At 43.9% G+C, this 19,961-nt stretch carries 20 protein-coding genes and 1 pseudogene; 17 read left to right on the top strand and 4 right to left on the bottom strand.

What is annotated here, in order from left to right; all coding sequences use genetic code 11:
- Window positions 1-229 (top strand): annotated as a pseudogene (locus tag B9A22_RS22740) (AAA family ATPase); the annotation flags it as partial.
- A gap of 69 nt (window positions 230-298) precedes the next feature.
- Here B9A22_RS22740 and B9A22_RS22735 read toward each other — a convergent pair.
- From B9A22_RS22735 to B9A22_RS22725, 3 genes are read right to left on the bottom strand one after another with little or no spacing between them, the layout of a single operon-like run.
- Window positions 299-1,495 carry a hypothetical protein gene (locus B9A22_RS22735; protein WP_084578239.1) on the bottom strand — a complete coding sequence of 399 codons (1,197 nt, stop codon included), beginning with the start codon at window positions 1,493-1,495 and terminating at the stop codon, window positions 299-301.
- Entirely contained in the window at window positions 1,485-1,712 is a 228-nt protein-coding gene (locus B9A22_RS26610; RefSeq protein WP_084578238.1) for an ABC-three component system middle component 7, read from the bottom strand. Before B9A22_RS26610 ends, B9A22_RS22735 begins: the two co-directional genes overlap by 11 nt.
- On the bottom strand, window positions 1,696-2,502 hold the full coding sequence (locus B9A22_RS22725; RefSeq protein ID WP_084578237.1) for an ABC-three component system protein: 807 nt from the start codon (window positions 2,500-2,502) through the stop codon (window positions 1,696-1,698). Before B9A22_RS22725 ends, B9A22_RS26610 begins: the two co-directional genes overlap by 17 nt.
- A gap of 564 nt (window positions 2,503-3,066) precedes the next feature.
- On the opposite strand from B9A22_RS22725, the gene B9A22_RS22715 reads away from it, so the two are divergent.
- The 16 genes from B9A22_RS22715 (at window position 3,067) to B9A22_RS22640 (ending at window position 18,129) form a co-directional block, all read left to right on the top strand.
- The gene (locus tag B9A22_RS22715; protein WP_084578236.1) at window positions 3,067-4,215 is read left to right on the top strand and encodes a hypothetical protein; all 1,149 of its coding nucleotides are present in this window, start codon (window positions 3,067-3,069) and stop codon (window positions 4,213-4,215) included.
- A 181-nt stretch (window positions 4,216-4,396) separates the two neighbouring features.
- The gene (locus B9A22_RS22710; RefSeq protein ID WP_084578235.1) at window positions 4,397-4,582 is read left to right on the top strand and encodes a hypothetical protein; all 186 of its coding nucleotides are present in this window, start codon (window positions 4,397-4,399) and stop codon (window positions 4,580-4,582) included.
- Window positions 4,583-4,812: 230 nt separating this feature from the next.
- Window positions 4,813-6,900, top strand: coding sequence for a thioredoxin domain-containing protein (locus tag B9A22_RS22705; protein WP_245824111.1), 2,088 nt, complete (start codon window positions 4,813-4,815; stop codon window positions 6,898-6,900).
- A gap of 127 nt (window positions 6,901-7,027) precedes the next feature.
- Window positions 7,028-7,543: a ferritin gene (locus tag B9A22_RS22700; protein ID WP_084578233.1), complete on the top strand. Its 516-nt coding sequence runs from the start codon at window positions 7,028-7,030 to the stop codon at window positions 7,541-7,543.
- A gap of 72 nt (window positions 7,544-7,615) precedes the next feature.
- Entirely contained in the window at window positions 7,616-9,298 is a 1,683-nt protein-coding gene (locus B9A22_RS22695; protein WP_084578232.1) for an FAD-dependent oxidoreductase, read from the top strand.
- A gap of 61 nt (window positions 9,299-9,359) precedes the next feature.
- Window positions 9,360-10,385, top strand: coding sequence for a spore photoproduct lyase (gene splB / locus B9A22_RS22690; RefSeq protein WP_084578231.1), 1,026 nt, complete (start codon window positions 9,360-9,362; stop codon window positions 10,383-10,385).
- A gap of 155 nt (window positions 10,386-10,540) precedes the next feature.
- Complete coding sequence (motA, locus tag B9A22_RS22685; protein ID WP_084578230.1) at window positions 10,541-11,326, top strand: flagellar motor stator protein MotA; 786 nt, start codon at window positions 10,541-10,543, stop codon at window positions 11,324-11,326.
- Window positions 11,327-12,103, top strand: coding sequence for a flagellar motor protein MotB (locus B9A22_RS22680; protein ID WP_084578229.1), 777 nt, complete (start codon window positions 11,327-11,329; stop codon window positions 12,101-12,103).
- A 125-nt stretch (window positions 12,104-12,228) separates the two neighbouring features.
- Window positions 12,229-12,609 (top strand): holo-ACP synthase, encoded by a 381-nt coding sequence (locus tag B9A22_RS22675; RefSeq protein WP_084578228.1) that lies wholly within the window; start codon window positions 12,229-12,231, stop codon window positions 12,607-12,609.
- Window positions 12,609-14,159 carry an NAD(P)H-hydrate dehydratase gene (locus B9A22_RS22670; RefSeq protein WP_084578227.1) on the top strand — a complete coding sequence of 517 codons (1,551 nt, stop codon included), beginning with the start codon at window positions 12,609-12,611 and terminating at the stop codon, window positions 14,157-14,159. The genes B9A22_RS22675 and B9A22_RS22670 overlap by 1 nt, the downstream gene beginning before the upstream one ends.
- 88 nt (window positions 14,160-14,247) lie before the next feature.
- Window positions 14,248-14,523 (top strand): CopG family ribbon-helix-helix protein, encoded by a 276-nt coding sequence (locus B9A22_RS22665; RefSeq protein ID WP_176215654.1) that lies wholly within the window; start codon window positions 14,248-14,250, stop codon window positions 14,521-14,523.
- Between the two features lie 2 nt (window positions 14,524-14,525).
- Window positions 14,526-14,876 carry a type II toxin-antitoxin system PemK/MazF family toxin gene (locus B9A22_RS22660; RefSeq protein WP_084578226.1) on the top strand — a complete coding sequence of 117 codons (351 nt, stop codon included), beginning with the start codon at window positions 14,526-14,528 and terminating at the stop codon, window positions 14,874-14,876.
- A gap of 265 nt (window positions 14,877-15,141) precedes the next feature.
- Entirely contained in the window at window positions 15,142-16,050 is a 909-nt protein-coding gene (locus B9A22_RS22655) for a ComEC/Rec2 family competence protein (RefSeq protein WP_084578225.1), read from the top strand.
- A 5-nt stretch (window positions 16,051-16,055) separates the two neighbouring features.
- Window positions 16,056-16,286, top strand: coding sequence for a DUF3006 domain-containing protein (locus tag B9A22_RS22650; protein ID WP_084578224.1), 231 nt, complete (start codon window positions 16,056-16,058; stop codon window positions 16,284-16,286).
- Between the two features lie 120 nt (window positions 16,287-16,406).
- Window positions 16,407-17,549: an N-acetylmuramoyl-L-alanine amidase family protein gene (locus tag B9A22_RS22645; protein WP_245824110.1), complete on the top strand. Its 1,143-nt coding sequence runs from the start codon at window positions 16,407-16,409 to the stop codon at window positions 17,547-17,549.
- A gap of 10 nt (window positions 17,550-17,559) precedes the next feature.
- Window positions 17,560-18,129, top strand: coding sequence for a GerMN domain-containing protein (locus B9A22_RS22640; RefSeq protein WP_084578222.1), 570 nt, complete (start codon window positions 17,560-17,562; stop codon window positions 18,127-18,129).
- A gap of 45 nt (window positions 18,130-18,174) precedes the next feature.
- Here the strand turns inward: B9A22_RS22640 and B9A22_RS22635 are convergent, their stop codons facing one another.
- Window positions 18,175-19,734, bottom strand: a complete 1,560-nt coding sequence (locus tag B9A22_RS22635; protein WP_084578221.1) for a sigma 54-interacting transcriptional regulator — start codon at window positions 19,732-19,734, stop codon at window positions 18,175-18,177.
- Window positions 19,735-19,961 lie beyond the last annotated feature (227 nt).

The following is a 19,961-nucleotide window of genomic DNA, read 5'->3' as shown; positions in this document are numbered from 1 at the left end:
CGATCGCTCGCAGGTTGGGGAGTATATGAAAAAGCACCTGGCTTATGCAGGTGCCGATCGGGATATCTTTTCGGATGGGGCTATTGATGAAATTTACCGTTTCTCAAGCGGAGCCGCCCGTCTTGTCAACAAGGCATGTACACATTGCCTACTCTATGGTTCGCAAAACGGACGCAGGATTATTGACGACCATATGGTTAAACTGGTGATTCAGGGAGAACTAGTTTAATTGGCAGTTTCATTTGCTGCCGGGACTGTTGGTCAGCATTTCCGGCAGCATTTGGACAACTAACACAGTCTATTTCTGGACACTATGCGCCAGCAACAACAGTTCACTATCTTCTTTTTCAGCCTGTTTCAATTGTGCAAATTTAGAATAGGCGTCGTTTTGCTCCTTTAAGACACGAATTTGTCTTTGTAAGTCTGCATGCCTGGACAAGATCGTCTTTGATAATTTAGGGTTTTGAATTAAATTTTCTAGCTTTAGTTCATATTCTGAAATCACTAGTGTAATATCTGCAATCTCTTTTTGTAACCGTCTTTTTTCAGTTTGCAGTTCAGTTGAAAAAACAGATGAAATTTCACTATGAAACTTTTCAACTTCTGATAAAGCTGCTAAATTAGCATTAGGGAAAAACTTTTTTAATTGATTAAAATCATCCGTTGCAATCGAAAACCGATACGAAAGATTTTCTTCAACCACCTTCAATTTTGCATTTATACTACTCCTTTGCCTTCTGGCTCTAGATAGCAGCTGCTTAATTCTGATTGCTTCATCAGATAGCTCAGCATCCAAATCAGCAAACCCTTTTTCTAATCCTACAGCTATCTGTTCAATTTCCATTGTAAGTAATTCTATTTCTTTGGTATTGTAATCAACCTGCCGTTTTGTAACACTAGCTACAAAATGATGCTTTTGAGCCTTTCTAAATGTGTCAACAGCTTCTTTTGAAATGTTATGCTGTTTTTCTAGATTATGAATAGGCATATATAGCTCAAAGAGCTTTAATAGAGCATAACTAGCCTTTTGGGATTTCTCATTAATTACCGTATGTAATGGCTGCTTTTCATTTAAATTTTCTTTACCATAAACCCGGATATAACGCCCAACTGCATCACGAAAAGATAAATAAGGTAATTCTAGTTTATATTTCTCATTGAGCCAGGTACAATATTTATCAACTGCTAATTCTTCTTCTTTTTCATAAGTGTTGTTACATTTCCAAACATTTTGGTGATCTAATGTATTTCTTACAAACCAAAACTGCTCTTGCTCAAAAATAAAAGAAAAACAAATATCATGATGGCCTACATGACGTATAATATCTGTTGCATGTGCGTATGTATTTCCACCGAATACGAAATCTACTATCATTAAAAATGATGATTTCCCAATAGAATTATTACCAGTTTTTGTGCCAAGAACCGTATTTAGTCCACTATGAAATTCGATTCTTTGTTGGCGAAATTCGTTACAGATTATTTCAAATAACATAAGTTATCCTCCCGGTCTTAGCGTTAAACGATGCACGTTTGAGAGCATACAAACACACTAACGTTTCGATATAATCTCCTATGTCCTCAAAATTTTCCTTTGTTTCTTCATATAACTCAAGTGGGGAAACGTCACGTTTTATAGTGATTTCTAAGAGTACATCTAGCTTTCCAATCGTACTCTCTTTATATGATATAATTTTATTCGGAAATCTCATGGAATACCTCACAGTTCTGCACAAAAAAAGATGTTATTGCTTCGCATGCTGAGCGACATGTATTTAATGTTTTTCTACCAATCCAGGAACTCATTGCTTCAAAAATTTCATTTTTATTTGCATCTGTATTATCCATTTTCTGAAATGCAGCACGTATCTGCATACTAAGTACTTCAAAATCAAAGTTGCTAGTTCTTTCTAAATTGCGAAATAACTCGTGTATATATGTAAAATATATTGTTACGTATCCATTAACTTTTATTTTTAATAAGACTTCATTAGGGTAAAACTTATTTGCCAATGGAACTGCTAAATAATTTAAGTCTGCAAGTTCATTTTCATTTAGGGCGACGATTTTTTTAATAATTTCTTCAATCTCAGTTTCTAATCCTAAAGTCAAAGTTGAATCATGTAATGTTGATTTTAGGAGCAATGCTTTTTTTATATTTGCTAGATGAGTGTATTCTTCAGATGTTGTATGGTAGTCTTGCGTACCGTGACAATCCTTGCAGAGAGCAATACGATTTTCAAATGACTCCGAATTGTCACCTAATCGTTCCAATCTATTGAGTACCTCTAACTGTTCTTTAGTAGGTTTATTAGGATAAATGTGTGCAATTTGAAACTTCTTTTCTCGCAACTTTTTTTGTGTACGCGATTGTAACTCTTTCCCACACAGCGGACAATGATTGTCAACTTCCAAAAGAAAAAGTCTAAGTTCAGCATCAGTAGGGTCTTTCCTTTCCTGCAAATAACTGTCTACAGATAGTTCTTGCTTTTGCTCCATCATTTATGCTCCCTTCCGCTGTTTTAAGAAGTGGTTGAATAGGGGGAGTAGTCATATTTTTGCGTGAATAGTTGTTACACCGTAACTTGATTATGAGTAATAAATATACAATTTTTATAGTATTACGACTATTTACACTATACGACTTTTTCCCGAATTTAACAATCCCGCATCAAGGGACATTTAAAATTAGGTTAACTCAAGTAGTGTATACTATAGAAGTTGATGTAGAATTACTAGTTGATTATTAGATTTAGTAATGTGTTTGATTCACCGTGGTATGTTATATATCCACATATCGGAACAATAGATAAAACTTTAAGACATTGGATAAGTTTTTGTAAAGTGTTGACAGTCTATATGGAATAAGGTGTCGCATATGACAAGAGTAGCAGTAGTAAAAGCTGATTCTCATGATCAACATATAGTCGAGCAAGCCATGGCAGAATTGCTTGACCATTTAGGTGGCATATATACAGCCTGGCGATAGAGTATTAGTGAAGCCAAACATGCTGGAATCGGTGGAAAAAATAGGGGTTTATAAAGCTTTGGTTGGAGAGAATAGGAATGATTAAATATACTTTTGAATTCAGAAATAGTTCCTTTGAAATCGAATTAAATAATAACAATAAAATTTTTATTGGGGATGAGATTAAAATTGTTCTTGATTCAAATCAAAAATTAGTAGGTATTGATCTAAGAACAGACGGGTGTGAAAAAAGCGAAAAATGCGTTGTTTCATATTCAGCAGAACAGTTAAAAGGAAAATATATTGAGTTACAGCAGCGTGAAGTATATGAACCACATGTAATCTTGGTGTATGAACACCTTAAGGAATATGTTTCACTAGAATTCGTTGAAACAGCATTGAGGAAAGTTGCATCCAGATTAAACAGGCGGCAATTATATATTGAAAATGAATATCATAACAGTTTACTTGGAAGAATTATTGCAGTTGCAGCAAGGTTAGAACTAGGTAGTCGTTTAAATAATGAAGAGGTAGCTAAAAGATTAAATCATCAGCAAGAAGCTCTTTATACTTATCTTTTACTCACATGTTTTGATTTACTTGGACAGCCAACAGAATGGAAAACATATGAGGCGTGGCTAAGTTCGTCTAACACAGAAGCAGAGCGTCAAAGAGCTCTAAATGCTTTTGTGGGCGATAATATATTAGAAAACTCGAAGCAACTATATTTAGAATATCAAAAGATTTATGGTGTAAAAAATGCCTTTTTTAGATTTTTGAGGACAGTGTTACCTCGCAATATTAGATATAAATTACTTGATAGCTTACGAATCATTTACTATAAAGAAGGTCAGAAAGTGTCTTTAGGTAAAGTAGTAGATAAAGAAAACTATTTATTTGCAATGAGAAATAATTACACTCATAAAGCTTATTTTTTAGAAGGCAATGTTCATCAATATATTCCGATGCTTGTACGACCTAATTCGTTTAAACTAAGGGAGCAAGAAAATATCAATTCGACAGTGACAAGAACAGTCTATACGCAGTCTTGGCCACACAAAATTAAATTTGCAGTTCAAAAGGGATTGCTAAAATATTTGCAAGATATTGATCAAGATGTAAAAAATGATGAATGGCTTCCACCTATAGTAAAGCCATATAAATCTGTGAAAAATCATGAGGGACCTGCCTCAATGTATTATTCTGAAGATTTTATGGATTTAATGTGTCCTCCAGTAAGAGAATGAGTGAATTGCTTTTAGTGAAATGAGAGGGGATTATATATTATAAGGTGTTCTGTATGCTAAAAGTTGATTCTCAAAGCTGGTTCTTATGATATTTGATTTAATAATTAATATATTATCGAAGTGTTAGGATATAAGTATTTCAAATGACTGTGAATTAGTGATTTTTTAGTGGAGGGTTTCTATGACAAAAGTAGCAGTCGTCAAATCTGATTCCTACGACACACAAATCGTCGAGCAAGCCATAACAGAATTACTTGCCCATTTAGGGGGTATGTCCAAATACATACAGCCTGGAGCGCGAGTATTAGTGAAGCCTAACATGCTCGAAGGGGTGGACGAAGGTAAATGTGTAACCACCCATCCGTAGATAGTTACTACTTTTGAGGTTTCGCTAACACTGTTCACACGACGCCGCTATATTGGACTTTAGTCAGCATTACGGAAATTCCGGCTTTATTATTTTTTCACCTTGACTTACCACAACATACCAATTACAATAAAAACAATACTAGCAAATAACGATTATCTGTTATATAACGTATGTAAAATCATCCTCAAGCAAATCCTAAATGGTAGCAATTAAATGAGGTGATGCGAGTGTCTACCAAGCACGTTAACCACCTAGCCAACGAAAAAAGTCCATACCTATTACAACACGCACATAATCCGATAGACTGGTACCCCTGGGGCGAAGAAGCGTTTTCCAAGGCGCGGGAAGAAGACAAGCCCATATTTTTTAGTTGTGGCTATAGTACGTGCCATTGGTGCCATGTCATGGAGCGGGAATCCTTCGAAGACGAGGAAGTGGCGGCGCTGCTCAATCATTACTTTGTCTCTATCAAGGTTGACCGCGAGGAGCGGCCTGATGTTGATCATATTTACATGGCAGTGTGTCAGGCTGTGACCGGGCAAGGTGGCTGGCCGCTGACAATTGTGATGACTCCGGAGAAGAAGCCGTTTTTTGCCGGGACCTATCTGCCTAAGCATGCAATGTATGGAAGGCCTGGGTTACTGGAAGTCTTGTCAATGTTGAAAGAGCAGTGGGACCAGAACCGAGACAAGATTGAAGAAATTGGCGAGAAGCTGGCTCAGTCACTGAAGCCGCGCCCTGTTAAGCCGGAAAAGGGACAGCTGTCGCAGACAACACTGGAGCGGGCTTTTTCCCAGCTTTTAAACGACTTTGATCCGACCTATGGTGGTTTCGGGCCTGCACCTAAGTTTCCGACACCGCATAATCTATTGTTTTTGATGCGTTACTGGAAGCGCACAGGGGATAAGAAGGCTATTGCCATGGTGGTTAAGACGCTTGATGCTATGGGCCGGGGCGGGATTTATGACCATCTAGGCTACGGGTTTGCCCGTTATTCAACAGACAACAAGTGGCTGGCACCGCATTTTGAAAAAATGCTGTATGACAATTCACTGCTTTGTTACGCCTATGTTGAGGCCTATCAGTGTACGGGTGATCCGGATTTTGCCCGTATTGCCGAGGAAATAATTGCCTATGTGATGAGGGATATGACTAGCCCAGGCAGCGCTTTCTATTCAGCAGAAGATGCTGACTCAGAAGGGGTTGAGGGCAAGTTCTATGTTTGGTCACGTCAGGAAATTATTGCGCTGCTGGGCGAAAAAGAGGGCGAGCTGTTTGCCGATGTGTACAATATCACGCAGACCGGCAATTTCGAAGGCGGCGAAAGCATTGTGAACCTGATAGATCAGGATTTATATGACTACGCTGCAAGGCATAACCTTGATATTAATGAGCTTGAGGCCAAAATGGCTGAGGCCAGAGAGAAATTATACCAGGTACGTGAACAGCGAATACATCCATTTAAAGATGATAAAATTCTGACAGCCTGGAACGGCTTGATGATTGCTGCGCTGGCCAAGGCAGGAAGAGTGCTGCAAAGAGCAGACTATACCCAGGCTGCTGAACGGGCGATTGAGTTTATCTTTGCCAAACTTACTGCTGAAGATGGTAAGCGCCTGTTGGCCCGTTACCGGGATGGTGATGCGGCCTATCTGGGCTATGTGGATGACTATGCTTTCATGGTGTGGGGGCTCTTAGAGGTTTATGAAACAACCTTCAACCCGAAATATTTGCGACAGGCGCTGCATTTGAGCCAAGACCTTAAAGAACTATTCTGGGATAAGGAAAATGGCGGGTTTTATTTCACTGGCAATGATGGTGAAGAATTGTTAATGCGCCAAAAGGAGATTTATGATGGTGCTATCCCTTCTGGCAACTCTGTAGCTGCCCTGGCTTTACTGAAATTGGGGCGGCTGACTGAAAACAATGAGTATACCTCCATGGCTGAAGCGATGTTTAGTTGTTTCAGCAGCGAGATTGCGCATTATCCCCGGGCGTACACCTACTTTTTACTAGCCCTCGACTATTACCTGTCAGCACCTAGCCATATTGTGATTGCCGGAGAGCGGGAAGACCCTCATGTTCAGGCGATGCTGGCCTTGGCTGGAAGGAGTTTCATGCCTGAAACGACGCTGGTTTACAATGATCCTGCGCATCAGACCGATAACTGGGAACTCATCCCTGTGGCCGCCGGACAAGAGGCTGTTCGCGGTCAGGCAACTGCCTATATTTGCGAGAACTTTGCCTGTCAGCAGCCTGTCCACACAATTGAAGATTTTACACGGGTAATACACAAGCAGGGTGTTGGAAAATAAATAATATGTAATATTATTTAAAAATAATTAATTGCCTGGCTTGTTATCTTGGCATTTAATTGGTAAAGTATATATAATAGATAAAACTTTCGTACTATGAAAATCCAACAATCAGGGGGAAGAAGCAATGATTAGTGCAAAAATGCAAAAAACGATCAATAATCAAATCCAGGCGGAATTGTATTCAGCTAATCTATACCTAGCTATGTCCGGATACTGCATGTCAAAAAACCTAAAGGGTTTTGCCAATTGGCTAAGGGTACAATATCAGGAAGAAACTATGCATGCATTAAAATTTGTTGATTACATACTTGAGCGCGGTGGTGAGCTAGAGCTTAAGGAGATTGAGGCACCGCCGACTGAGTTTGGCAAGCCTGTTGAAGTATTTGAGAAGATATTAGCTCATGAAGAGCATGTCACCAGTCTCATTAATAAACTTTACGAAGTTGCTGTTGATGAAAAAGACGTGGCTGCCCAAATTTTCCTCCAATGGTTTGTGACCGAGCAGGTGGAAGAAGAGGCTTCTGTCACTGAGGTTCTAGAACAGCTGAGAATGATTGGTGATAAAAATTCCGGTCTATTCTATCTGGATAAAGAACTAGCAGCAAGAACTTTTCAGCCACCAGCAGCTAATGCGAAGTAGCAATACGAGACCCCTGCCGGGGTCTTTTATTTAAAAACATCACCCCCTCCCTGGGGGAAGGAGGAAGGAAAAATGAAAAAAGTGGTAGTGATTGGCGGTGTGGCGGCAGGCCTTAAGTCTGCGGCCAAGGTGCGCAGGGAAGACCCGGAAGCCCAAATTACCGTCTTTGAAAAAGGTTCACTTATTTCCTATGGGGCTTGTGGTATGCCCTATTATGTCGGCGGCTTGGTTGCAGATGTAAATGAGTTTATGAAAACCCCGGCAGGGGCGATGCGCAATCCTGGCTTTTTTAAGAATGTAAAAGATATTGACGTTCGTATAAGGACATTGGTTACCGCCATTGATCGAGCGGCCAAAACGGTAACAGTAAAAAACCTGGAAACAAATGAAGAAACAGCAGTGCCTTATGATAAGCTGGTTATTGCTACAGGCGCCAGCCCTGTCAGGCCGCCGCTCCCTGGTATTGAGTTAGGTGGCATACATCAGTTCTGGCATCCTGACGACGCTGTGGCTGTACGTTCAGGAATTGATGCCGGACGAATCAAAAGCGCAGTGGTTATCGGCGCAGGGCTTGTCGGTATGGAAATGGCGGAAGCGTTTAAGACCCGTGGGGTTGATGTAACCGTTATTGAGATGCAGGAACGGGTGTTTCCGGCTTTTTTAGATGTCGAGATTGCCGGTTCTGTGGCCAAATATGCGACTGAGAATGGTATTAAGCTGTTACTGGGTGAGAAGGTTGAACGGTTTAATGGTGAGGGAACGGTACGCGAAGTCGTAACCGACAAGCGTGTTATTCCGGCAGACATTGTGGTGTTGTCTATTGGTGTCCGGCCGAATACCGAATTGGCCAAAGCAGCAGGCCTGGCCATCGGCCCTACCGGTGCTATCGCTGTAAATGAATATATGGAGACAAGTGACCCCGATATTTATGCTGGCGGTGACTGTGTTGAGAATACCAATATCATATCAGGCAAAAAGGTATTTGCTCCTATGGGCTCAACGGCCAACAAGCACGGGCGGGTCATTGGTGAAAATATTGGCGGCAACCGTGTCAAGTTTCGGGGTGTGCTGAACACGGTAGCTGTCAAGGTGCTAAACCTTCATGTCGGCAAAACCGGACTTACCGAACGCGAGGCTAAAGAGCTTGGCTACCAGTATGTAACAGCTATGGTGGCCGGACCGGATAAGCCTCACTACATGCCTGGCTCTAAGCCGGTTACTATTAAGCTGATTGTTGAGGCTGACAGCCGTAAGCTTCTCGGAGCTCAGGCTTTTGGCGAAGGCGAAGTGGTCAAACGAATTGACGTTATGGCGGCCGCGCTCACAATGGGTATGACTATTGATGATTTGTTTGATATGGATCTGGCCTATGCGCCACCTTACAGCAGTCCTATTGACAATGTAGCGGTTGCTGCTAATGCTATTATGAATAAGCTTGAAGGTAAATTAAAGGGCATATCATCACTCACGGCTAAAGAAAAGATGGACGAAGGCAAAGCTATATTTCTTGATGTACGTTCACCAGAAGAATTCAACCAGATTCGTCTTGCCAACTGCCGCGGCGTGAAGAATATTCCGCTTGGGCAGCTCAGAACCAGGCTTAGCGAAATCGGTAAGGACGACGAAGTAATTGCTTTCTGCAAAATAAGCCTAAGAGGCTACGAAGCAGCCTGTATCTTAGAAGGCGCTGGCTTTGAAAATGTCAAAGTAATGGAAGGCGGCATTGTTTCCTGGCCGTATGCCTGTGAAAAATAATCGTTGGCTGGCGTAAAATTCATGGCGGCGGTTCACACTACTATTGAGGTGAAGTGCCGTCATGAAACCTTTTGTACCCAAACGTGCTTTTTTTGAGCCGAAAGCACTAGAATATCCTTTGGGAAAAGAACTATATGAAAAACTTCAGGACATGAATGTCCCCGTAAGTTTCACCGGCTCACACAACCGAGTGACCGGGATTCCGGGTAAAACGCCGCAGGAAGCCTTTCGGGAGGCTAAGCGTACTATGGTAGTCGGGGTAAGGAAAGGTACTGATTTTGCCAGCTGTAAGCCTTCGGCGCATTATCAACTGCCGCTTAATACCAGTTGCCCGAGCATGTGTGAATATTGCTATCTAGCGACTACTCTGGGTAAAAAGCCATACCTCAGGGTGTATGTAAATATTGAAGAGATTTTTGAGCAGGCAGAGACCTATATGAGGGAACGTGCACCCGAGATTACCTGGTTTGAGGGTGCGGCTACTTCTGACCCAATTCCTACTGAATATTTAACAGGGCTCTTACTCAAAACAATTGAGTTCTTTGGCAGCCATAAATTGGGGCGGTTTCGCTTTGTCACCAAGCACGACAAGATAGAACCCCTGCTTAGTGCTAGGCATAACGGTCATACCCGCTTTCGCTTTAGCCTAAACGCGGCTGCTGTTATCGAAAAATATGAACATGCGACACCATCAATGGCCGAACGGGTGGCAGCAGCCGGCAAGGTGGCACAGGCTGGGTATCCGTTAGGTTTTATTATTGCCCCCATTTTTTACTTCCCCGGCTGGCAGGAGGAGTACGCCAGTCTGCTTGAAGCACTGGACGCTCAGTTACCTGATGACGCGAGAGCTGATTTGACTTTTGAGCTTATCTCTCACCGATTTACCAAACGGGCCAAAAATAATATTCTGGATTTATTTCCGGAGACTACTTTGCCGATGGAAGAAAGTGAGCGGAAATATAAATACGGACAATTTGGCTATGGAAAGTATATTTATCAGCCGGAGGTCATGGCCGAGATTAAAGTGTTCATGGAGGGCAAGCTGTCAGCCATGTTTCCCCAGGCAAAAGTCGAGTATTTTGTGTAAAAAGGGACATTTTTCATTGTTTACAATAAATTAATGCCTTCTTGCCGTTAGTATGGCAGGAATTTTTTTTTGTTTCGAGAAACTTAATTATTGTTAAAAAAATTACGATATAATTATGTAACGTTTTTGCCTAGATGTTATTGGGAGGGCTTTCATTGGAGAAGTCAACGGTTATTGGAATAGTATTGGGGATTCTTTCTATTCTTGTCGGCATGGCGCTTAAGGGCGCAAGTCCTGCTGCACTAATAAACCCAGCAGCATTCATAATTATTATTGTTGGTACGGCTGCCAGTTTATTTAATGCATTTCCGTTAGAACAGATTAAAAATTTCCCGATATTGTTTAAAAAACTATTTAAACAAGAGGAGCGTATCGCCAAACCCGAACTGTTGAGGCTGTTCGTTGATTTATCACAAGTTGCCCGTCGGGAAGGTATTTTGGCACTGGAAAGCAAGTTAGAGGATATTAAGGACCCATTTTTAAAGAATGGGATGAGCATGGTTATTGATGGTATGGATGTTGATTTTGTCAGAGACGTGTTGGACGCAGATATTGAAGCCATGGAAGAACGCCATCGCGGCGGGGCACTGATTTTTTCTCAGGCTGGTATGTATGCGCCGACTCTCGGGGTATTGGGTGCGGTAATTGGTTTGATTGCAGCACTTGGTAGTTTGGACGATATCGAGAAATTAGGTCACTCGATTGCAGCTGCGTTTGTGGCTACTTTGCTGGGTATATTCACTGGTTATGTGCTATGGCATCCTTTCGCTACCAAGCTTAAACTGATGTCTAAAGAAGAGGTAGAAGTTAAGCGCATGATGGTCGAAGGGATATTATCGCTGCAGGCTGGTGACTCCCCAATGGCCATTGAGTCGAAACTGTTAGTATTCATTCCGCAGAAAGTCCGGGAGCTATTAAAGCCAAAACCGGAGGATAAGTAAATGGGCAGAAAGCACAAAAAAGAACACCACGAGGAGCATGCGGACGAGACCTGGCTTATTCCTTATGCCGATCTCTTGACGTTGCTCTTGGCACTATTTATTGTATTATTTGCATCTGCCCAGGTTGATCAGAAGAAATTTGATCAGATAGCCGCGTCTTTTAATGTGGCATTTAACGGCAGTCCGGCGCTCTTAGAGAGTCCTAAGCCGCCCCAACCGGATAATCAGAGCCAGGCTATGCCGCCAGCGCCGCAATTGCCGACCATAATGACCGCCATGAGCGGTATCAATGAGAAAGCCTATATGCAGGAAACAGCCCAACTAATTGAGTTAAAAAAAATGCTGGATCAGTATATTGCTGACAACGGTCTGGGGGGAGCTTTGTCCACCGCGTTGACTGACGATGGGCTGATGATTCGTATTAAGGATACTGCATTATTTCCCTCTGGCAGTGCTGAGCTTAGACCGGAGTCACGACGTTTCGGTACTCAGATAGCCAAATTGCTGTCACCGCTTACTCAGAAAGTGACTGTATCAGGTCATACTGATAACATTCCAATAAATACCAGGGATTTTCCGTCCAACTGGGAGCTTAGTTCACGCAGGGCAGTTAATTTCATGAAGTTCCTTATGTCTCAGGAGACTGGGCTTAAGCCTGAACGGTTTAGTGCTACAGGGTATGGGGAATATCGTCCGGTTGCAGGTAATGATACGTCTGAAGGGCGGTCTATTAATCGGCGGGTAGAGGTGTTTATCCAGCGTAATTACCGTCCGTAATAATAAAGTTATATATTTTTTTGAAAGTTTTATTTGTAACCAGGTTAAAGGCCTGGTTTTTTTATTGTTATGTTTGGTATATAATTAATTTGAAACCATAATTGTAAATTTGTGGAAGGTGAAGTATGGTTATTGGTATTGGCATTGATATTGTTGAGGTAAGCAGGATAAAGGCGGCTATTGAGCGGGAATCATTTGTAAAGCGGGTGTTTACGGCCAGTGAGGCTGCCTATTGCCGCAGTCGGGGTGTACAGCAGGCGGCTTCGTTTGCTGCACGGTTTGCTGCTAAGGAGGCTGTGGCTAAAGCGCTTGGCAGCGGATTTGCCGGCGGAAATATTAAGGATATTGAGGTCGTAGTAGGGGCTGGCGGAAAACCGGCTATTGTTTTGCATGGCAGTTTTGCTGTGCTGGCAGGTGAGCTCGGGGTAACTGCTACTCATATTTCTCTGACACATACCAGGGAATATGCGGCAGCGCAAGTAGTTTTAGAGGGGGGCGGAAAGTGATGAGAGCAGCAACAGCCAATGAAATGCGGGAGATTGACCGTAGCGCCATTCATGATTATGGTATTCCTGGTGCAGTATTAATGGAAAACGCCGGGGTGGCCGTGGTACGGCAGCTAGAGATAATCATAGAGCCGATATCTGAGCGGAAGTTCTGTATTCTAGCCGGTAAAGGCAATAATGGCGGTGACGGTTATGTTATTGCCAGACACCTTGTTAATCAGGGCGGGAAGGTTAAAGTCTTTTTGCTGGGAGAAAAAGCAGCAGTAAGCGGTGATGCCCGGATTAATTTGGATATTATTGACCGAATGGGCATTGATATCATTGAAATTACTACTGAGCGCGATTGGGACAAGATAAAAGTGGCAGCTACCTTTGCTGACTGTCTGGTAGATGCACTCTTAGGCACAGGTTTTCGTGGCGAAATTGATGGTGAGATGGCTCTGCTGATTGATATTATCAATGACGCCGGCAAGCTGGTTGTCGCGGTAGACATTCCTTCCGGCGTTGATGCTGATACTGGCCGGGTCTGTGGAAAGGCTGTGCAAGCATCACATACAGTTACTTTTGGTCTGCCTAAACCAGGCCTGTTTTTATATCCGGGAGCAGAATATGCAGGTGAGCTTACGGTAGCTGATATTGGCATACCAGCGGCCATTATTGTAGAGCAAAATATTAAACAAAATATTGTAATGGCAGGTACGATTCGACCAATACTACCAAGGCGTAGCCCGGCAGCCCATAAAGGAATGAGCGGGCGAGTAGCTGTTGTTGGCGGCTCACGCGGCCTGAGTGGTGCAGCAGCCATGACTGCCGAGGGTGCCCTCAGAGTTGGCGCCGGACTAATTACCCTGGCAGCTCCAGGCAGTCTCCAGGATGTATTAGCCATCAAACTTACAGAGGTTATGACCAGGCCCCTGGCCGAAACCGCGGCAGGCACTATCAGTCAGGAAGCTGTAGTAGAAATTGCCGCTCTGGCGGCAGATAGTGATGTATTGGCGATTGGTCCTGGACTTGGCCGCCATGAGGACACTACGGCAGCCGTAAGAGCTGTAATTGAGACATTAGAGTGCCCGCTGGTTATCGATGCAGATGCACTATATGCTCTGGTTGGGCATACAGATATGCTAGCTGACTGTGCAGCACTACCGGTATTGACGCCACACCCAGGTGAGATGGCACGGCTAACCGGTCTCTCAACTCAGGCCGTAAATGCTGACCGTGTACGTGTGGCTAGGCAGGCGGCAGGAGAATGGGGTAGTATTGTTGTACTTAAAGGGGCGCGGACAGTTGTTGCTTTTCCGGACGGAGAAGTATATATTAATACTACGGGAAATGCTGGAATGGCTACCGGCGGTACCGGTGATGCGCTTACAGGAATTATTGCCGGTTTAATTGCCCAGGGGCTCTCAAGCCATGATGCTGCAGTAGCTGGCGTGTATATTCATGGCTTGGCTGGAGATGTAGCAGCAGCTTCCGGTATGGTAGGCATGTCGGCTACAGATTTGATTAAAGCTTTACCGGCTGCTTTGTACGGCATAAAAGGCTATTAAAGTATATAAAAAAGTTGACACTGGTATATAACTACTTATATAATAATATTAGCTTTTGATATGCTCCATACATGGCGGGGGTGAAGGTGTGGCCGAATTACGGCGAATTATGATAAGCATTCCTAATGCATTGTTACAAGAAGTAGACGGCATAATAGCTATGGACAAATTGAGCAGAAGCCAGTTTGTCAGAGAAGCCATGCGTCTTTATATAGAAGAACGCAAGCGAAAAGCAGTACGAGACATGATGAAAAAGGGATATCAGGAAATGGCAGTCATCAATCTGACCTTAGCCGAAGAGGGCTTATTGGCTGATGTTGACACGTTTGAACTGATGCCTGGCCTGCTGGCGGAGCGTGAATAGCGATGATTGTCAAGCGTGGGGATATATACTATGCTAATTTGAGTCCTGTGGTCGGCTCCGAACAGGGCGGCCACCGGCCAGTACTAGTGATTCAAAATGATGTCGGGAATAAATACAGCCCAACAGTGATTGTTGCGGCCATTACTTCGCAGATTTCCAAGGCGAAACTGCCCACACATGTTGAAGTGAACGCCAGTCAATATAATCTTGAAAAAGATTCTGTTGTTCTGTTAGAACAACTCCGTACTATTGATAAGCGGCGTCTCAGGGAAAAGGTAACCCATTTAAGTGAAGAAATCATGAATAGAGTGGATGAGGCTATACGAATTAGTATTGGCTTGGTTCAGCTGTAAGAGCTAGGTGTAGGCGGGAAACTGCCTATTTTTAGTTTACCCTGCTGACTATAAGCGCCCATCTACGTCGTTGCTCCTCAAAACGCTTGCTTGCGTACACACCCCGTACGCGGCGCTGCACGTTTTTCCGGGCGGCCCGTACAATATGCGTTATTATAATCTATGACATACAGTGTGCGTTGTAGGCAATAATATATCCAGAACGCTGGCATATGGACCCTCTAATCAGCAGGGGCTAAGAGTTACATACAGGGGGGAAGATCAAATGAAGAAACTTCGTACATACTCATGGCTAATTATAGCCGTGACTATGATTTTACTTATCTTTACCGCGGGCTGCGGCGGCGCGGGCAACGCTGCACTGCCTGAAAGTAAAGCGACGTCAGCCGTCGCGTCCGGTGCGCCGCTGACTGTCAAGGTGCTTGATGTGGGACAGGGTGATGCTATCCTGATCCGTACTAAAGAGCAGGTGGCACTGATTGATACCGGGGATGTTCCGGCCAGGGATAAACTCGTTAGCATGCTGAAAAGCCAGGGAATTAGTACCATTGATAAGCTCATCATCACCCATCCGCATGCTGATCATATCGGTGGTGCAGCAGTTGTGTTTGAAAACTTTACTGTCAAGCAGGTATATGACAGCGGCCAGAAAACTACTTCAAACTTGTATAAGCAATACTTAACCCAGATACAGAGGAAGAAGATTCCTTTTGCAGTAGTTTCTGCCGGTGAAATGATTGATTTAGGCAGCAGCACGGTTCTTAAGGTCTTGGCCCCGGAACAGCCGTTTATTGGCGGCTCTGAGCCAGATTTAAACAATAACTCAATTGTCGCTAAGTTGGTTTATGGTAATTTTTCTATGATGCTGACAGGGGACGCCGAGCGGGAGTCTGAAGAGCGAATGCTTAAAAAAGGCGCAGCTGCTCTTACCAGCACAGTGCTCAAGAGCGGCCACCACGGCAGTAAGACATCCTCTTCGCTGCCCTTCCTGCAAGCGGTGAGCCCTGAGGCGGCGTTAATCTCACTCGGGGCCAACAATGATTATCACCATCCGCATCCATCGACATTAAAGAAATACAACGAGAAAAAGATAAAGGTATACCGTACTGATATTGAGGGTACTCTGACTGTCACTACCGATGGAAAAACGTATGCAATTACGAAGGAGCGATAAGCGTCATGAGGCTAAAAGCTGTTATTGACCGATTTGAAGGAAGTAAAGCTGTGCTCTTGGCTGGTGAGCAGGAAATTGGCGTAAACTGGCCCAGTGAGCTGCTGCCTGAAGCGAAAGAAGGCGATATCTTGGCGATCGAGATAACTGTTGATGTTGAAGCGACACAGCAGGCCAGGGCAGAGATTGATGCGCTGTTTGAGCAAATAATCCGGCAAGATGGCAACAATAACAATTAGTAATAAGAATATTTTACAAATAGAGTGTAGATGTTTTGTTTTTTTGGTATATCCGACTTAAGTCCTGCAGGAATTTTGACAAGAACCCCGAATACATAAAGGACACTTCGCGGTTTGGAGGTGCCTTTATTGCGAAAGATATTGTGGATGTTTCTACTTGCCTTGTTTATTACTTCATGGACAAGTGCATATGCCGCCCCTGCTGTGGTGCCGGAGGCCAAACCTGTCATTAGTTTGCCGAAAATAGCTTCTGGGCAAACGGTGGAGTCCCGCGGGAATAGCCGCCAGTCAGAACTTAGTAAAGTCCGGTGGGCTAATCATACAGAAGCCCTTACTGGAGCCGCTATGCTGAGGCTGGTAATGGATGTATCCGGGCCTGTTGAAGCCACTGGTGTGGTTATTGCCTCACCTACACCACGTCTGGTTGTGACAATCAAAGGGACAGTGCCTAACAAGACTGTTTCCAACCTTACTTTTGATGGAAAAATTGTTGAAAAGGTTAGCTTTGATGTCAGTGGCCAAGACACTAAAGTCAGTTTTGACTTACCGATTATGGTTGAGGACAGCGATTTCAAGGTATTTACTCTGCGTAACGATCCACAGGCGAATAAGCCTTTCAGGGTTGTCGTTGATGTAAACAAGCCTGTACCGCTACCTGATTTTTCTTTTACAGCTGGGCTGAAAAACAAAGTGATTGCCATTGACCCTGGTCATGGCGGCAGTGACCCGGGAGCGATTGGTCCTAGCCGCTATCAGGAAAAGACAGTGACATTGGCTGTGTCCCAGAATGTACGGACTCTGCTGGAAAAGGCGGGGGCTAGAGTTATTATGACGCGTCAGGATGACCGTGATGTTTACGGCCCTAACGCAACCGCTGTTGATGAACTCAAAGCGCGTTCGACGGCAGCTAATAACCGCAAGGCTGATGTGTTTTTAAGCATTCATGCTGATGCATTTTCTAACCCGACGGTAGGTGGTACATCTACGTACTATTACCAGAAGACACGCTTTGACTCCATGCTGGCAAGCTCTTTGCAGACAAGCTTAATTCAGGCAGGTAACCTGCAAGATCGTCGGGCTAATCCGGCCAACTTTTATGTAATTAAGCGGACCCGAATGCCGGCGGCGCTTGTTGAGTTGGCGTTTATTTCTAATCCTAATGAAGAAAAACTCTTAAGCTCACCCGAGTTTCAGCAGAAAATGTCTCTAGGAATAGTACAGGGGCTAGAACGGTTTTTTAACCAGGCCGCTAAGCTAAACTAAAGAGGTGGGTATGATGAATAAAAAGATTAGATTGTTGATCATGGCCACTATGCTGGCCGTAACTTTCCTTATTGCTGGATGTGACAGTGCAGCGCCTGTCAGTCAGACAACTCCGGAGAAAGTGGCCGAACAACCACAGCAGCCTAATGCGCCTGCTACTCTGGAAAAGACCATGCAGCTAGTCGTTTACCATGCGACGAAAGATGCCATGTATCTTGTGCCTGAGACACATAAAGTGCCTGTAAACAGTCATCCGGCCCGTACGGCCATCGAGCTTCTCATAGCAGGGGCCAAAAATCCTGAACTTGTTGGCGTGATGCCTCAAGGAACCAAAATCAAGAATATAGCCATCAAAGACCATATTGCGTATGTTGATTTTGATGATAAGTTAATCAAGAAGAATGTTGGCGGCTCGGCCAGTGAAACTTTACTGGTAGGGGCTATTGTCAATACTCTTACAGAGTTTCCCGACATTCACCAGGTACAGATCTTGGTTGAAGGTAAAAAAATAGAAACTATTTCAGGTCATATGGATACCAGCGAACCTCTCAGCCGGTCAGAACGAATTATTAAAAAGTAATGAAAAGGCAACAGCTCTTTAATGCGAAGAACTGTTGCCTTTTGTTCATCCTCGGTGTAAATCCAACCCGTGTTTGCGCAGCTTTTTGAGTATTGCTGTATGCGACAGTCCTAAAACAGCCCCCAGTTGCCTTGAGGTGGTGTGCTTAACCATATTTTTAATAAGGACATCGCGTTCAATCTCATTGACTATCTCGGCAAGGGTGCGGCTCAAAACTGGTGTGGCGGAAGCCGTAGCTGGAGTATAATCTTGATCAAAGACAATATGTTCAGTTTGGATAATGTTGCCTGAAACGATGTTGACAGCCCGCTCAATCACGTTTTCAAGCTCGCGGATATTGCCTGGCCAATGGTAACCAGCCAGTTTCCCCAGAACTGCCTGGCTGAGGGGGGCGATTTCTTTCTGGAGACGGGCGGCGCAACGTTTGAGAAAAAACTGAACTAAGAGCGGTATGTCGTCTTTCCGTTCGCGAAGCGGTGGGACAAACAGGGGAATGACATTAAGACGATAATAAAGGTCTTCGCGGAAAGTCCCCTTGCTAACCATAGTCTCTAGATTGCGGTTAGTAGCGGCTAGGATGCGGACGTCGACCGGGATTTCCCGTGTACTGCCGATACGCCGGACTTTTCCCTCCTGCAGCACGCGAAGCAGCTTGGCCTGCAGATGAGACGGGATTTCGCCAATTTCATCCAGAAAAATTGTACCGCTGTTGGCGAATTCAAATAAACCATGTTTACCACCTTTAGCAGCGCCGGTAAAGGCACCATCTTCGTAGCCGAATAGCTCGCTTTCTAGCAGTGCATCAGGAATAGCGGCGCAGTTAAGCGGTACGAATATCTTATTATGGCGGCGGGAAGCGGCGTGAAGCGCCCTGGCGATCAGTTCTTTGCCTGTGCCTGTTTCACCCCGGATGAGAACCGTCGATTCTCCTTTGGCAATGGATTTAGCTAGGGTGACTACGCGTTGCATAGCTTGACTGGTAAATAAAATTTCATCAAAGGTGATCTGTAACTGGCCGGTTACGGTATATACCAGTTCTCGGACAGCACTGATATCTTTAATAATAGCAACTGCACCGATGATGCGGCTGTTTTTATCAAAGATGGGGCGGCCGCTGGATAAATAGTGGCTTTTTGTTTTCTCCAGAACAATTTCACGGTTGTTATAGCGTGTTCCGTGCTGTAACGTGTCTAATAATGGACTATTGGCAGGAAAGATAGTATCAAATGGTTGTCCCAGAACAACTTTGGCTGGTAAACGGATAATTTTTTCGGCTGCCGGGTTATAGTGAATAATACGCCTTTCCAGGTCGATGCCGATAATGCCATCGCTGACCGAAGTGAGTACAGCATTAAGCTGCTCAGCTTGTTCCTGGTGAGGCATGAGATTAATTTCGGTTACCGCAGTTACTTGGGCAATGGAGCACAGCTCGCTGATAAGAAGTCGTTTGTTAGCATCATTGAGTGGCTCGATCTCTATATAGATCGTATTAATCTCCAGTTCCATGGAGATGATATTGATTTGCCTGACCGCCAGGACATGGGAAATATCTAGGACAAGGCCGACTCTATCAATATTGGATATTTTTAACCGCAGGTTATCCATCTAGAGACCTCCTGGTATTTTGATCCTGTAGGAAAGCATAACTTTCCGTCTGGATAAGGGCAACATCGGCTGCCGCTTTCGCCAGAGGCTCGGCGCAAGCCGTGTTTTCTTTACCATTAACTATGGAATAAATTTGCTATTATAACAAGAATTCCTTTATTTCATACAACTTTTTTTCGGATTGTGGTATACTACCCTTGCAGGAAATGTCTGCAAAAAAGAGAAGT

The sequence above is a fragment of the Sporomusa malonica genome (assembly GCF_900176355.1).
Classification (GTDB): domain Bacteria; phylum Bacillota; class Negativicutes; order Sporomusales; family Sporomusaceae; genus Sporomusa; species Sporomusa malonica.
The sequence above is the reverse complement of the archived record's forward strand: the minus strand, read 5'-3'. Positions and strand labels throughout refer to the sequence as shown.

Bases quoted from the DNA above. Each gene is read 5' to 3' on its own strand.
- B9A22_RS22640 (WP_084578222.1), top strand. From the start codon at position 17,560: ATGATGAATAAAAAGATTAGATTGTTGATCATGGCCACTATGCTGGCC.
- B9A22_RS22715 (WP_084578236.1), top strand. From the start codon at position 3,067: ATGATTAAATATACTTTTGAATTCAGAAATAGTTCCTTTGAAATCGAA.
- B9A22_RS22660 (WP_084578226.1), top strand. From the start codon at position 14,526: ATGATTGTCAAGCGTGGGGATATATACTATGCTAATTTGAGTCCTGTG.
- B9A22_RS22675 (WP_084578228.1), top strand. From the start codon at position 12,229: ATGGTTATTGGTATTGGCATTGATATTGTTGAGGTAAGCAGGATAAAG.
- B9A22_RS22655 (WP_084578225.1), top strand. From the start codon at position 15,142: ATGAAGAAACTTCGTACATACTCATGGCTAATTATAGCCGTGACTATG.
- B9A22_RS22680 (WP_084578229.1), top strand. From the start codon at position 11,327: ATGGGCAGAAAGCACAAAAAAGAACACCACGAGGAGCATGCGGACGAG.
- B9A22_RS22695 (WP_084578232.1), top strand. From the start codon at position 7,616: ATGAAAAAAGTGGTAGTGATTGGCGGTGTGGCGGCAGGCCTTAAGTCT.
- B9A22_RS22735 (WP_084578239.1), bottom strand. From the start codon at position 1,495: ATGTTATTTGAAATAATCTGTAACGAATTTCGCCAACAAAGAATCGAA.
- B9A22_RS22725 (WP_084578237.1), bottom strand. From the start codon at position 2,502: ATGATGGAGCAAAAGCAAGAACTATCTGTAGACAGTTATTTGCAGGAA.
- splB (WP_084578231.1), top strand. From the start codon at position 9,360: ATGAAACCTTTTGTACCCAAACGTGCTTTTTTTGAGCCGAAAGCACTA.
- B9A22_RS22670 (WP_084578227.1), top strand. From the start codon at position 12,609: ATGAGAGCAGCAACAGCCAATGAAATGCGGGAGATTGACCGTAGCGCC.
- B9A22_RS22710 (WP_084578235.1), top strand. From the start codon at position 4,397: ATGACAAAAGTAGCAGTCGTCAAATCTGATTCCTACGACACACAAATC.
- B9A22_RS22700 (WP_084578233.1), top strand. From the start codon at position 7,028: ATGATTAGTGCAAAAATGCAAAAAACGATCAATAATCAAATCCAGGCG.
- B9A22_RS22650 (WP_084578224.1), top strand. From the start codon at position 16,056: ATGAGGCTAAAAGCTGTTATTGACCGATTTGAAGGAAGTAAAGCTGTG.
- B9A22_RS22635 (WP_084578221.1), bottom strand. From the start codon at position 19,734: ATGGATAACCTGCGGTTAAAAATATCCAATATTGATAGAGTCGGCCTT.
- B9A22_RS26610 (WP_084578238.1), bottom strand. From the start codon at position 1,712: ATGAGATTTCCGAATAAAATTATATCATATAAAGAGAGTACGATTGGA.